General features: G+C 31.0%; 13 protein-coding genes and 1 pseudogene. 3 read left to right on the top strand and 11 right to left on the bottom strand.

The window, feature by feature from the left end:
• Positions 1–62: 62 nt before the first annotated feature.
• A complete protein-coding gene (locus KPL50_RS08760) occupies positions 63–1217 on the bottom strand; it encodes a ribose-phosphate pyrophosphokinase (protein ID WP_216298083.1) in 1155 nt (384 codons plus the stop codon).
• A gap of 376 nt (positions 1218–1593) precedes the next feature.
• Here KPL50_RS08760 and nudC point away from each other — a divergent pair, with 376 nt between their 5' ends.
• Both nudC and KPL50_RS08770 read left to right on the top strand, forming a co-directional pair.
• Complete coding sequence (gene nudC, locus KPL50_RS08765; protein WP_253200527.1) at positions 1594–2421, top strand: NAD(+) diphosphatase; 828 nt, start codon at positions 1594–1596, stop codon at positions 2419–2421.
• A 536-nt stretch (positions 2422–2957) separates the two neighbouring features.
• Positions 2958–4136, top strand: a complete 1179-nt coding sequence (locus KPL50_RS08770) for a DUF4317 family protein (protein WP_309245150.1) — start codon at positions 2958–2960, stop codon at positions 4134–4136.
• Positions 4137–4235: 99 nt separating this feature from the next.
• On the opposite strand, the gene KPL50_RS08775 is transcribed toward KPL50_RS08770, so the two are convergent.
• The 10 genes and pseudogenes from KPL50_RS08775 to KPL50_RS08820 form a co-directional block, all read right to left on the bottom strand.
• Positions 4236–4931 (bottom strand): response regulator, encoded by a 696-nt coding sequence (locus KPL50_RS08775; protein ID WP_216298084.1) that lies wholly within the window; start codon positions 4929–4931, stop codon positions 4236–4238.
• The gene (locus KPL50_RS08780) at positions 4924–6507 is read right to left on the bottom strand and encodes a sensor histidine kinase (protein ID WP_216298085.1); all 1584 of its coding nucleotides are present in this window, start codon (positions 6505–6507) and stop codon (positions 4924–4926) included. Before KPL50_RS08780 ends, KPL50_RS08775 begins: the two co-directional genes overlap by 8 nt.
• A 17-nt stretch (positions 6508–6524) precedes the next feature.
• The gene (locus KPL50_RS08785) at positions 6525–6878 is read right to left on the bottom strand and encodes an FMN-binding protein (RefSeq protein WP_216298086.1); all 354 of its coding nucleotides are present in this window, start codon (positions 6876–6878) and stop codon (positions 6525–6527) included.
• Between the two features lie 102 nt (positions 6879–6980).
• Positions 6981–7724, bottom strand: a complete 744-nt coding sequence (locus tag KPL50_RS08790) for an ABC transporter permease (protein WP_216298087.1) — start codon at positions 7722–7724, stop codon at positions 6981–6983.
• Entirely contained in the window at positions 7721–8473 is a 753-nt protein-coding gene (locus KPL50_RS08795) for an ABC transporter ATP-binding protein (RefSeq protein ID WP_216298088.1), read from the bottom strand. The genes KPL50_RS08790 and KPL50_RS08795 overlap by 4 nt, the downstream gene beginning before the upstream one ends.
• Positions 8457–9059, bottom strand: a complete 603-nt coding sequence (locus KPL50_RS08800; RefSeq protein ID WP_309245151.1) for a flavin prenyltransferase UbiX — start codon at positions 9057–9059, stop codon at positions 8457–8459. Before KPL50_RS08800 ends, KPL50_RS08795 begins: the two co-directional genes overlap by 17 nt.
• 7 nt (positions 9060–9066) lie before the next feature.
• Positions 9067–9924: a UbiA-like polyprenyltransferase gene (locus KPL50_RS08805; protein ID WP_216298090.1), complete on the bottom strand. Its 858-nt coding sequence runs from the start codon at positions 9922–9924 to the stop codon at positions 9067–9069.
• A 118-nt stretch (positions 9925–10042) separates the two neighbouring features.
• Positions 10043–10338, bottom strand: a pseudogene (locus KPL50_RS08810) (UbiD family decarboxylase domain-containing protein); the annotation flags it as partial.
• 89 nt (positions 10339–10427) lie between these two features.
• Positions 10428–11399, bottom strand: coding sequence for a polyprenyl synthetase family protein (locus KPL50_RS08815; RefSeq protein WP_216298091.1), 972 nt, complete (start codon positions 11397–11399; stop codon positions 10428–10430).
• Positions 11400–11560: 161 nt separating this feature from the next.
• Entirely contained in the window at positions 11561–13408 is a 1848-nt protein-coding gene (locus tag KPL50_RS08820) for an FAD-dependent oxidoreductase (protein ID WP_216298092.1), read from the bottom strand.
• 437 nt (positions 13409–13845) lie between these two features.
• On the opposite strand from KPL50_RS08820, the gene KPL50_RS08825 reads away from it, so the two are divergent.
• Positions 13846–14796 (top strand): ABC transporter substrate-binding protein, encoded by a 951-nt coding sequence (locus KPL50_RS08825; RefSeq protein ID WP_216298093.1) that lies wholly within the window; start codon positions 13846–13848, stop codon positions 14794–14796.
• The last annotated feature ends 15 nt before the right edge of the window (positions 14797–14811 follow it).

Raw genomic sequence — 14811 nt, forward strand, 5'->3', positions numbered from 1 at the left:
GTTCAGTTATTCTTTTATTATAATAGTCTTTTATATGTACTTTTTTTGTAAGTTACATTTGCTTAAACTGTTGTTTTATTTAGCAAGTCTTTTATACCTTTAGTCGCATCAAGTAGTGGTGCAATAGATTTATCATAATTCAGATTGTTTATTACGCTGGCAATAAACCCAGACATATCAACTTCGCGGAACCATTTAGCCTCTTTAACCTCTTTGGGAATATACGTTAAATTTGTTGAATATATTCTTTCAATTAAACCCTCTTCATAAAATTTGTTAAATTTTTCAACACCTTCAGTAAATAATGCAAAAGTTGCCGTAACAAATATCCTTTTTGCTTTACGTTTTTTTAATTCCAATACTATATCGAATATTGATTCGCCAGAAGCTATCATGTCATCAACTATCAATACGTCCTGTCCTTCTACTTCTCTTCCCATATATTCATGTTGTACTATGGGATTTTTACCATTTACTACTTTTGAATGGTCTCTCCTTTTGTAGAAGAGTCCGATGTCAAGACCAATTACACTGGAGTAATAAACAGCTCTATCCATTGCACCTGTATCTGGACTTATCACAAGTACCTTTGCCTTATCTACTAATAGTTCAGGTTCCTCTTCTAAAATCGTTTTCACGATTTCGTAAGTTGGATATAAATTATCAAAGGATATAAGTGGTATTGCATTTTGAACGTTTGGATCATGAACATCAAAAGTTATAATATCATTAACCCCTAATCTTTCTAATTCTTGTAGTGCAATGGCGCAATCAAGTGATTCTCTATGTTTTCGTCTATGCTGCCTACTTGCATATAATAACGGCATTATTACAGTTATTCTTCTTGCCTTTCCACCTAAAGCGGACAAAACCCTCTTTATATCTTGAAAATGATCATCTGGACTTTTGTGGTTCTCAAAACCATACATTGTATAGGTACAACTATAATTTCCTACATCGGCTAATATGAATATGTCTTTGCCTCTAACACTATCTTCTATAATAATCTTGCCTTCACCATTTGAAAATCGAGTATCGGTCATATTTATAAGAAAAGATTTTTCATCACTCAAGTGGTGATTTGTAGGTTCATTATCGTAATTTTTACGTTTTTCCATTAAAAGCTCATTAATCCTATTTCCCAGTTCTGAACTACTCTCCAATGCCATAATACCTAGACTACAGTAAGGAATACTAGGTAATTCTTTAATATCCATAATAATACCTCCTTGATATCCACAAAAAAACAATTCCACTTACTATCAATTTCAACCTATATACAAATTTATCATATATATAATTTTACCATATATATAATTGTAAAAGAACCCCGAAATATAAAATTCGACTTTTTTTCACAATATTTTTTAAGAATTCTGCTAAGATAAGTGCTTTCAGTGCAAAATAATAAAAATGAAAGTAGTCAAAACTATAAATTTTAAACACAGGTCTGAAATGTCCTTAAAATTTAGAATATTAAAGCGTTAGAGTATATGATATAATTATATGGCATTGATAAATAATTAAACGAACACTAATTGCTTATTAATTAGGCTTTTTAATTTATAATTGTAGATTGGAGATAAGATACTAATGCATAATGAAAACAATATGACGAATTTTATACCATCAGTAGATATAGTTTTGCCTAAAACAAATAAAGACATTTATTTTTTATTTTATAAGGATGATTTATTAGTTAAATCTGAAAACAATAAGGCAGTAATTCCCGCTATTCAAGACCTAGACAATTTAGAAATAAGTTATACTCAATATCTTGGATCTATAAATGGGGAAAATTGCTTTTATGGAGAATTAATTAATGATGCTATTATCCCCCCCAATATGTATTTCAGTAAACTTAAGGCATTAACTCATCAGTTATCTGAAGACATGTTTTGGATAGGTGGGAGAGCTATTCAATTAGTAAACTTTAATAATGATCATAAATATTGTGGAAGATGCGGTACATTAGCTCAAAATGTAGAGGGAGAAAGAGCTAAAAAATGTCCCAAATGTGGGCTCGTAAATTACCCTAGAATTTCTCCGGCTATAATTGTGGCTGTTGTACGGGATGGAAAATTGCTTCTTGCACATAATAATCAATCTCCAAAAGAATTATATAGTGTGGTTGCTGGCTTTGTAGAGGTTGGTGAGACTTTTGAGGAGTGTGTTGTTCGCGAGGTTCAAGAAGAGACAGGGATTACTGTAAAAAACATAAAATATTTTGGAAATCAGCCTTGGCCCTTCCCAAATTCTCTTATGATAGGATTTATAGCAGAATATGCAAGCGGAGAAATACAAGTAGATGGAAAAGAAATTGGTCATGCTAACTGGTATAGTTCTACTGAAATGCCTTTGACCCCTGACAGTATCAGCATAGCTAAAAAATTAATTTGTTGGTTTACTGAAAATTATTAAATCATCACCTGCGGTGCTGCAATATTAACGAAATCAAATAGAAGTTAGAATACTTAATTCTGAGCGAATTAGATTCTAACTTCTATTTTTTTCTAATATATTTAACAATATTTTATCTCCTTAAACTATATATTGACCTGTTTTATCTTAATCATTAAATCAGTACTTTGTTACATACTTAAACTTAAACTATTACGGTAAATCTATCTTCTGTATTTCTAAGTAATTACATTAATGGCTTCTTAGCCGATTGCAATGGCAATCATCATTGAATTCTTAGTATACTTATAGTTTTTATATATTTTTATGACCTCACCCCACTCTCTTATTTTTCAATTTGTTGGGGGTATCAAGCTTTGTTTAAAGATTTTACTAAACATACGATAAGTTGCGCTTCTTATATTTATAATATAGCACGCTAATAATACTTTGTCAATAGTTATTATTAATCAATATAGGAAATTTTATAATTTCGTTCCATAATTTTGTGTTATAATTTTAATATATAAACGAAAATATCAAGGAAAAGAGGTTTTATGATGAATAAAAAGGAACTTTCAGACATAAGAAAAGAATTTAAATTAGATGGTGGCATGATTAAAATCCAGGAAATTTATAGTGTTTATCTAAAAAAAGATAATGTCCAAATTGATTATGAGCCAGTTATTCATTCAGAATTTGATTTTTTTGATAGAATGGATATGGATAAAAAAGAATTGTTTTTAGGTAATTTTAAGAAAGTACTTACTGGCGCTATAGATACAAAAATTTTCGAGTTAGATTTTCAGAATATTGAAGAAGAAAATAATACTCAAAACATTCTAGGAAGTGCTTTAAAAGCGATCGATAAAAATGAAATTCAAAACTCCCTTAATGAACTTATTAAAAAGATTACTGCTAATTATAAATACGAGACTGATGTGGTGGTTACTTTTATTAAAGCTGAATGTTGGCTAGGTTCTAACCATAGAAATGTAGATGCAGATGAAAGCATTGATGATGCTATGCAAACTTTTAATTTCATTCTTTCCAGTGTCAACAAAATAGATATTCCAAAGAGAACTTTAAAATTTGATTATAATGATAAGGAATTTAAAGCAAATTCTGCCTTAGATTCAGTAATTAATCTTAATTCGCCCTTGGAGGGATTCATGTTCCCCACTCTTAGCAATGGTTACTCAGATATGAACAAAATTTTGTACTATGCTTCAAAACCTAAAGAATTAAACGTTGCCTTCATTGAGCAGGTTCTTAACTGTGATTTTAAATTTACTGCTGAAGACGAGAAAAATTGCTTTAGTGATATATTAAAGTCTATAATTGGTGATAAAATCAAACCTGAACTTATGCAAGATATTTATGTAAATATTCACGAGTTGGCGGAGCAAGCTGAAGAAGGTGAAAACCCTATTATTGGAATTGCCGATATTAAAAATATCCTTAATAACTGTAATGCAGAGATTGTATGTGATATAGACACTGCATTCGAAGAAACTTGTGGTGTAAAGTATGATTTTAAGATAACCAACATTGTGCCAGAATTCAATTCAAAATCTATTAGGATTACTAGCGAAATTGCGAATATTACTTTAACACCTAAGGATCTAAATTCAGTTAAGCAGGTAAAAAATAAAGAGGGTAGAAGATGTCTGCTAATTGAAATTGATGAGGATATTGTAATAGAAGGATTTAAATTAGAAACGGAGGAGTTTTAGGGTTTATCACTCCCCCCTTTTAGCTGTTTTAATTATCACTACGATATATTAGTTCATGTTCCAGAATAAAGGGAGAATATTAGTGCATCTTAAAATGCACTAATATTCTCCCTTTATTCTATATTTGTTTTTAGGTCTGCCCACTTTACCGTATTCCATTTCAACTACAAGCTTTTGTTCTTTTTCTAAGTAGTCTAAATATCTTCTAGCAGTTATTCTTGACACCCCAATATTTTTTGCAATCTGTTCTGATGTAAATGATTTATCCTCCATATCGGATATACCCACTATAACTTTTTCATAGGTGTATTGATTAAATCCCTTAATGTCACCAATATTTTCGTAGTATTCTATTACATGTTTGTTTTCCTTTATAGTATATTTATCAATAATTTCTTGCTCCATACTATCAACGTTTTTAAAACTATTCTTTCTACTCTTAAATTGAAGAAGTGCTTCCTTAAACCTATTGAATATGAAAGGCTTTACCAAATAATCTACTGCTCCATATCGAAATGCTTCTTCAACGGTTTCTGTATTCCTATCGGCAGTGATTAATATAACATCACATTTCAAATTTTCCAGTCGTATCCACTTTAATAAATCTGTACCTAGACCTTGTGGAAAAAAAACATCTAATAATATTAGGTCAGGTTTTCCACTTATTATAACTTCTTTTGCTTTTTCAAGAGAGTTAACGCTATCAAATAATATAAATCCTTCTATCTTTCTTAGAAATTTTTCATTTATTTCTCTCACCATAGGATCGTCTTCAACAATAAGAACCTTAATCATATGATCTACCCCTTTTCATTGGTATAAATATATCCCATATAGTTCCATCATCTTGCAAAATATTTATGTCACCACCTGCATAATCTACTATTTGCTTTACAATACTAAGCCCAAAGCCTCTGTTCCCGGGTTTAGTTGTAAATCCACGAACAAAAACACTATCTATTATACTTTCACTAATTCCAGGTCCATTATCCTGAATTCTTATTCTAAGTGCTTCATTATTGGATATTAATCTTATGAATATCTTACCATTTTCAAACTTCACTAATTCCTCTATAGAATTCTCTATCAAGTTCCCAATTACAGAGCAAATTTCATCTACTGTTATATTTTCAGGAATTTTATCTAAATAAGAATTTGCATCAATTTCTACAGAAATTTTAGCTTCTGTTGCTTTATTATATTTGGCAAGTAAGAGCCCTGCTATGTGCGTATTCTTAATTCTTTTGCTGAGAATGTCAGAAACTTCTCCACGAAGCTTGGATATATGAGAAATATACTCTACAGCTTCATTATACTCTTCTAATTGTATTAGGCCTGAAATAGTGTGAAGTTTATTCATAAATTCATGATTTTGTGCTCTTAAGGCACAAGTCATTTTTTTAATTCCAGTTAATTCTTCTGCCATATTCTTAACCTCAGTTAAGTCCTGAAAACTGGAGACAACACCTATAATTTCTTCTTTATGATTTTTTAATAAGGTATGACTACACATAAGTGTTTTACCAGGCCGCATTTTAACTTCTTGGTTATATACCCCTTCCCCCCTTCTCAATACTTCCATCATTTCATCTGTATAATTCAGGTTTAAACTGGCAACACTTTTACCTATATTTGCATCTTCTAGTTTTAAAATTTCTTTAGCTACTTTATTAAAGAGTATTACCTTTCCATCTTTATCAATAGCTATAATTCCATTTTTTAGATTCTGCAAAATTAAATCCCTCTGCCCTAGAAGTAGCGCAATTTCCTTTGGCTCCAGTCCAAATATGCTTTTCTTTATTGTACTTGCTAAGAGTGCTGCGCATAATATTCCCATTAAAAGTGCAACTACTAAAACAATCTTTAAATTAAACATATGATTGCTAAGTTCAGCATATACTGTATCTGTTAAAAGACCAACTAAAACCGCTCCTACTTGTTCTCCATTATAATATATGGGTACGAAGGATCTTATTGCAGAAATCAAAACATTTCTGTCCCTTGCAACATATGATTCTCCCTTTGTTAGCACCTGTTCTTCTCCACCGTCAGCATATTTTTTACCCAGTGAGTTCCCATAGGGATAGGAATACTTTATTCCTTTCATATCCATAACAATGATATATTGGAATCTAGTTTTTTTTCTGAAGCTTTCTATAGTATCTTGAACAATTTCATAATCTTTTGAAGTTGCTAGTGTTTCTTCAATTATATCAATAGATGCAATAGTTACAGCTAAATCCATGGCGTTATTTCCCATTTGAGTTTCCACAGAATTTTGCACTTGATAATAAGTAACAATGCCTATTCCGCCAATTACCATAAATATTATAATACTTATAAATATTGTTAATCTATACTGTAATTTCAATAATACTCCACCTCATATTATGGTTCTTTTATTTTTGCTTTATTTAACCCATCCACAATAGCTTTAATAAGTCCATTACTCGTATATGTTGCTCCTGCAACAACTTCAACCTCTGGACTATTGGCTTTTATTACTTTGGGTGGGATTTTTTCATATACTATTTCAGCTATCACTGGAGTTTCTTGTTGCGATAGTATAACAATTTCTTTTATTTCATATTGATCTGTTACTATTTTAACCTTTATGGGACCTATATGTCCTTCTGCGTTTCCCTCATAGGTTCCTTGTTTATACATAATTTTTTTTGAATCGCAAGCTACTAGTCCCGATGCTAAAACTATAGATAATGCTAGTCCTACTAATCTTTTCAAGCAAGTTTCCTCCCTTGTTATTCTCTTTGATTTTCTGGATTAATTACATTACTTTAATTATATCATTTATGAACTTTTTTGTCATTTTAAGTATTCGTTTTTTTACCTCCAGGGACAAAATACCCCCTCTAAAACATCAGTTATAATAAAGAAAAATAGACCGATTATACTTAAAATCAATATACCTGAATACATTTGAATATAGTTAATCCTCATCCAAGCATCCATAATAAAATACCCCATACCATATTCTGTACCAAAGTTTTCAGTAAAGAATAAAACAGATATTGCGGTACCTATACCTATTCGGAGAGATGTTAATAAGGCTTTAAGGATTCCCGGAAAAATAATCTCTCTTATTATTTGAAAATTTGTTGCTCCCAATGAATACATAGGGTAAAAAACTTCTTCAGGGATATTTTTTACTTCATCTCGTATATTAACTACCACCGGAAAAAAAGTAATTAAAAAAATCATAACTATTTTTGTTAAATCACCTAACCCAAAAATAAGCATTACTATAGGAAGTAATGCGATCTTAGGTATTGGATAATTAAAATATATAATTGGTGAAAATATTAAATCAATTTTTTTAAAATATCCCATTAAAATACCTACAGGAACACCTAATGCCAAAGTGAATAACAATCCTACTACAATCCTATTAAAACTGTAAACAACATGGATTGCTATTTCGCTTTTAAAAGTTATAAATATATTTATTATTATTGCGTAAGGCGGTGGAAATAATGGCTTATTGATAATCATTGCTATTATTTGCCACAAGCCAAAAATAATAAAAAAAGCAATTACATAGTTAACAAGTTTGTATTCTTTAAGTCTCATTCTTGTCTATCTCCTTTAAGAGTTTTTCTAAGTTTATTGTTTATATTTATGTACTCAAAATCCACTTCAGCATTTATGCGACCAAATAATGGATTAGTTATAACTTCAACTATTTTTCCTGGGGAGGAGGATATTACAGCTATGTTCTTTGCTAAATATATTGCTTCTTTAATATCGTGGGTTACAAGTATAGTGGTAACCTTATGTGCTTCCCAAACCTCCAAAAACATTTTCTGAACCTCTGCCCTAGTCATAGCATCTAAGGCAGAAAAAGATTCATCCATTAAAAGTATATTTGGTTTTAATAATAGGGCTCTAGCCATAGATACTCTTTGCATTTGTCCCCCGCTGAGCTGACTTGGATATCTTTTAACAAATTCTTTAAGCTTTAATTCGTTTAGTAATTTTTCATAAAAATCCATATCTATAGATCCTTTACCATCTTTGATTTTTGCGGCTAGAAATATGTTCTGCTCTACTGTTTTCCACTTAACTAGTCCATAATTTTGAGGTATTAATCCAATTCTATGTATTTTAGGATCCACCGCTGCCCCCTCTATTAAAACTTCACCGGTGTAGTCAACAATAATTCCTGCTAGAACCTTCAATAAAGTTGATTTTCCTCCACCAGAGGGCCCAATTATAGCGCAAATTTCCCCTTTTTTTACTTTTAAATTCGCATTTTCTATGACTTTGGTGCGTTTGTTCTCATTTTTATAATAAACACTTAAATTACTTATTTTTATCATTTGTGCTCCCCCACGGATGGTTCAATTTATTATCTATATTTAAGCTTGAAAGAATTCTTCCTACAGTAACATTCACAATATCTTCAATGGTTTTAGGCTTTTCATAAAAAGCTGGCATAGGCGGTATTATCAAAACATTTAAATTGCTTAAAAAAAGCATGTTTTGAAGATGAATAGAACTAAGTGGAGTTTCTCTTGGAATCAAAATCAATTTTCTTTTTTCTTTAATCATTACGTCTGCTGCTCTTATTAGCAAATTATCGGAAGTTCCATTACTTATTTTTGAAAGAGTCCCCATTGAACAGGGAATAATTACCATTGCATCTGTTTTAAAGGAACCACTTGCTATACAAGAAAACATATCCTCTATATCACATAAATTAAACCGTCCACTGCTTTTTTTAATATTTTGGAGCCATTCGTCAAAATTAATTTCAAGCTCATACTCCAAAACTTTTTTACCGTTATTTGTAATAACTAAATAAATTTCATTATCTTCTTTTATTAATTCTTCTATAAGCCGCACACCGTAGATACTTCCACTTGCCCCAGTAATCCCTACTATATATCTTCTCAAATAAATCACCTCTTAACTATAATATAAAAAAATCTAATACAGTAAAAATTAATATACAAACACTTACCACTTGATTTATGTTATAAGAAGCAATTTTCATCTTCTTTGTGTTTGTTGGCGACACAATATAATGTTCTGTGATTAACAAAATAGAACTTATAAATATGCCCAATAAATATATCCAACCTATATGCATTATAAAATATAAACTAATTAAAAGCAAAATGGTAATAAAGTGAAACAGGGAGGATATATATAATGCACCCTTTAACCCAAATTTAGCGGGTATAGAAAATAAACCCGTTCTTCTATCAAACTCAATATCTTGAGTTGCATAAATTATATCAAAACCTGCTACCCACAATGTGACAACAGCACCTAAAATGATTGGCGCTAGCGCAAATTTTCCTGTTACTGCTAGCCATGCTCCTACAGGAGCTCCACCACAGGTAATACCTAGAATAATATGACATACCCATGTAAATCTTTTAGTATAGGAATAAATTATAAATAGAAAAAGTGCCACAGGGGATAGCATAAAACAGAGAGGATTTAACATATAGGCCGCTAACTCAAAAATAAAGAAACAAAGTAGCACTATTCCTAAGGCCTCATAATCCTTTACCAGGCCCTTTGGCAAATGTCTATTTGCAGTCCTTGGATTCTTTTTATCAATATCTTTATCTACAATTCTATTAAGAGCGTTAGCCCCATTTCTAGCTCCAATCAATGCAATTAATATCCAAAATATTGTAGCAGCTGAAGGTAACCCCTCAGCTGCCCAAATCATTGATATTAAAGCGAAAGGAAGGGAGAATAGTGTATGGGAAAACATTACTAACTCTCCATAACTTTTAAGTTTCTTTAATACCATACTCACTACACCTCTTATCTACCATTTTTTTAATTTCCTCCGACATTTCTATGTCATCTGGACAATGCCTTGAATGTCCTTCTGAAATCACTAAATCCCTACTCGGATCTATATTATGAAATACGCCTTCTAGTCTTTTTTCATCTAAGTCTACATATCCTTCTAGTATAAATTCAGCATTAGCAGGTACATAAATATCATTTGTAATTGATTTAACAAGTTCTACCGGAGGTTTTCTAAGAAATCCTGCAAAAATAATCTCATCTATCATTTTGGGAAATGGCGCAGTTGCTGCATATATTTTTCATATATCTCGCTTCCGTATTTATGTAAATGCCAATGCATACCAGCAGTATTTTTGTCATATACTTGAAGCCTGTACATTCCAACATTTTGCTGATTGGTTTCTGGATCTAATCATCTAAAAGTTTTTTATCTCTTAAATGATTTATAATATCCTGTAAATCCTTATAAGCCACATAATCAAACCTTTCTGGAGTTCATTAGGAATTACGATTTAATAATTTTTGCGTTATGTCTTTAATTATTTCTTTGCTTTCACACTCAGGTAATTTTTCTATATAATCAAAGGCTTTCTTTGTGTATTTGTCCGCTAAGTTTTGAGCTTTATCTATTCCCTTATATTTATTAACTAATATAGTTATTTGTTTTACATCTTCATCATTTAATGAAGACTTATCTAAAATGTCAGAAATTATGTTTTCCGAGTCCTCTGCCATGGCATATATTAGTGGTAGTGTATAATACCCCTTTACTAAATCACTTTGAGCATTTTTACCTAGTTTACTTGTATCTCCACTGTAATCTAGTAAATCATCTATGATTTGAAAAGCCATTCCAATATAGTAACCAACCCGTCCAAGTAACTTTGAAGTTTTCTCACTACATTTGGATTCTTTTGCACCAGTATAAAAACTAATATAAAATAATGCTGCTGTTTTGCCTGATATAATCTTTATATATTTTCTAAGGCTTGTATTTTTTATATATCTGATATTATATTGTCTTATTTCTCCCATACATATTTTAGATATACCCTTTGATATATCTCTTAAATTTTCTGTGGAATAATTAAATCCAGATAGCATTATAAAGCATTGACAAAATAGAAAATCACCTATATACACTGCGTATTCTTTACTGTATTTGTGTTGAACCGTTTCCACGCCACGTCTAAGTTTAGATTCATCTACAACGTCATCATGAACTAAGGTTGCCATATGCATCATTTCAATGGCTGCCCCCAAATTATGTATTTTGTCCTTATCATACTCTCCAAATTTTGCAGCTAATAGTAAAAATGCAGGTCTTAACATCTTTCCTCCTGCTTCAACTAGTGGAGAAATAGCCTCATCAAACTCTTTTTCACTAGATTTTACATTAGTCTTAATTAAATTTTTAATATTTTCTAATTCTTCTGCAATATCAGGGTAATTTTCCCAAAATTTACTCATTTTTATCACCTTGTCCAATTATTTTTTAAGTTTTTCAATAATTATTACTTCTTATTAATATTCCACTATAAAATCAAATGTCCTTTTAATTTTTTTAAAAGGACATTGATTTAATAAAATTCAATTTTAAATTACAGAACTATTTTATAAATATATATTTATTAATCGACATATAAATAAGATTTTTTAACCCATCCTATACTCTTCCAGTACTTTTTAAGTATTGGTAGTACATAATAATCCATACCGAAAGTACTTCCAGATCCGCCTATAAGAGCGATTCCTGCACACATATACCATAACATCTCAGCAGGAGCCATTCCTGAACTCCAAATCATAATGCCCATAGCAACTGATAATAGTGAGGCTAATGCGCTAAATAATCCAACTATAAGCATTATTCCTACTAGTATTTCTGCAATTACCATACCTGTTTGGAAGATAGTAGCTAAAACTGTATATCCACCATCGCCTGTATAAAAGAAAGTATCCATAGACCATTTAACTATTTTTTCTATAAAACCTGGCACTGGTAATGCAACCCACGCTTCTACTGGTGCTGCCCCCGCTGCTGGTGCTGCTGCTGTTGCAGCTGTTGCTCCATCAACTACTGGTGCAGGTATCAAGAAAATTTTTGTAGGATCAGCTATGATCTTAGGTAATTTCGCAAGTCCTTCTGTTAACCATTTGTAACCAACAAACATCCTAAGTACTAATAGCCAGAAATTTGGAGATGACTTTGAAAAATATCCACCCACAAAGCTTCTATTATCTTTTACATGGAAAAATTCATGTAATAAGTATGACCAGCATTTGTTAAATCCAGCAACCTGGATAAAGTATACAATATTTATAAAATGCTTAACGAATAATGCAAAGAATCCCGATAAGGCAAAAAAGTTCTTTCCTGCTCCAACGTTTGCTACACCATACTTACCACCTACGCAAACCATTGCGCCATGGAATGAAGGTTTATAAGATTTCTTTTCTCCACCCTTTATGTCTATACAAAGATTGTGTGCAATTAAAGCAGCAGATTCTTCTGCATTTTCAACCATCTGAGGGAGAGGTCTTTCTTCACCTTCAGGAATAAAGAAGATATTATCACCAACAACATAAACATTTTTATAATCTAAAGATTGCAATTTATCGTCAGTTACTATTCTTTTTCTACCCTTTTGCTCAATATCCATTTTCCCAATAATATCGGCGCCTTCTACACCAGCAGTCCAAATTACTGTATATGTGCTAACCATTCCATTATTTCTTATTGTAGCAGTGTCTGGTGTAACTTCTGTTATGCCAGCATTAGTTAGTACTGTAACACCTAACTTATTAAGTCTTTTTTTAGTTTTTGCTTGTAACTTTTCCGGGAAATTAGGTAATATTTTAGGTAAGTCATCTGCTAAAATTAAAGTTACTTCTTCTTTTCCTATGTAAAAATCCTTACATAATCTTTCTTTCCACTCACCAAGTTCTCCCATCATTTCAACACCTGTGAAACCACCACCAACAACAATAAAAGTTAGAAGTTTTTGTCTTTCTTCTTTATTAGTTTCTTTCACAGCTTTTCTAAACATTTTTAAAATATGTTCTTTAAGTGCTACGGCATCTTCAAAAGACCATAATTTATGACAAAATTCCTCCGCACCCTTTATACCAAAGTAAGTTGGCTTACAACCTGCACCGATTACTAGATAATCATATTCATAGGTATTATTTTCAGATTTCAACATATTATTTTTAAAATCCAAATCAGTAATTTCATCAAGTACAACTTTTACTTTTCTTTTTGCAAATATTTTATTGTAATCAATTCTAATAGCATCCTCTGAGACACGTCCAGCAGCTACTTCATGAAGTTCAGTAAGTAGTGTATGGTATGGATTTTGGTCTATAAGCGTGATTTCAACATCTTCATCTTTTTTGAACTTTTTAGCGAGTTTTTTTGCAGTTAATACCCCACCATACCCTCCGCCAAGTATCGCTATTCTTTTCTTTTCACTCATACTATATCCCCCTCAATTTAAAAATTATTATTTATAGGACCACTTTTACTAAAAAACAAAACTTATTATTGCTTAACTGTAAAATCATCAAAATACTGCCCCACAATAAATTATATATGTTATTTACACAATTACTAGTCTTTATTTCTTCAACTTTACTAGTTAAAATTTTATCACAATAATTTTAACTGTGCAAATAAAGAAGTGATTTGGTCATTAATAGTATGTTTTGTTAATTTAGTTCACAGATATATCCCACAGGTTGGTTTGTTGGTGTTTACAGGTCGTTAAATAAGTGTTATGATGACTCCGTTATTTACATTTCATTACAGTGGTTTATATTAATTTATATAATATTTTACTTTTTTCAACTTTATAAATTATATGATCGTTAGAAAATTATTTTCCAACGAAATAATTTATTATTGGAGGTACATATGAAAAACAAATTTTTAGCATTTACATTAGCATTAATAGTGGGTATAAGTATTGTTGGTTGCACAAGTAAGGTGAAAGAGGAGACAAAACCGTTAGCAGTAAAAACTCTAACTATTGGTGTTATGCCAGATTTAGTCATCCTTCCACTTATTATAGCAGATCACAATGGATATTTTAAAGAGCAAGGTATTCAGGTCAAAATAGAACATTTTAAGAGTGCAGCGGACAGAGATGCAGCCCTTCAAACCGGTAAAATTCACGGAGCAACATCTGATATGCTTTCAGTAGTTTTTTTTAACGATAGTAAATTCGATGTTAAAATCACATCAAAAACTGAAGGAAGCTTTAAATTAATTGCTGGAAAGGATTCTGGTGTTTCAAAAGTTGAACAATCTGCCGGAAAATCCATAGGAATTTCTAAAAATACTATTATTGAATATCTAACAGATAGGATTATGGCAAGTTCAAATATAGATGTTAATTCGCCCAAAAAGGTTTCAATACCAAGTTTACCTACTAGAATAGAAATGTTAAACAATGGTAAATTAGATATGGTCACAATACCAGAGCCTCTTGCAAGTACTGCAATTGCATCTGGTGGAAAAATTTTAAGCAGTTCTGAAAAACTTGGAATAAACCCTGGTGTAATGATATTCACAGCAGATGCAATAGCTTCAAAACCTGAAGAAATCAAAGCACTTTATAGGGCCTATAACAAGGCCGTAGAATTTATAAATAAAGAAAAGCCTGAAAGCTATATTGATTTTGTAATTAAAGAAGCTGGTTTTCCCGAAACTGTAAAAGGCACCTTGATTCTTCCTAAATATTCAAAAGCTTCTATGCCACCTGAAAAAGAACTAAAAGAAGTTTTAACTTGGCTTAAAGCAAAAAAACTAACTCCTAATAACTACACATTAAAAGATCTATCCAATAGCTCCTTTATTAAATAATATTTTATAGCTATT

The organism is Clostridium sp. CF012, from assembly GCF_018861755.1.
GTDB lineage: Bacteria > Bacillota > Clostridia > Clostridiales > Clostridiaceae > Clostridium_AD.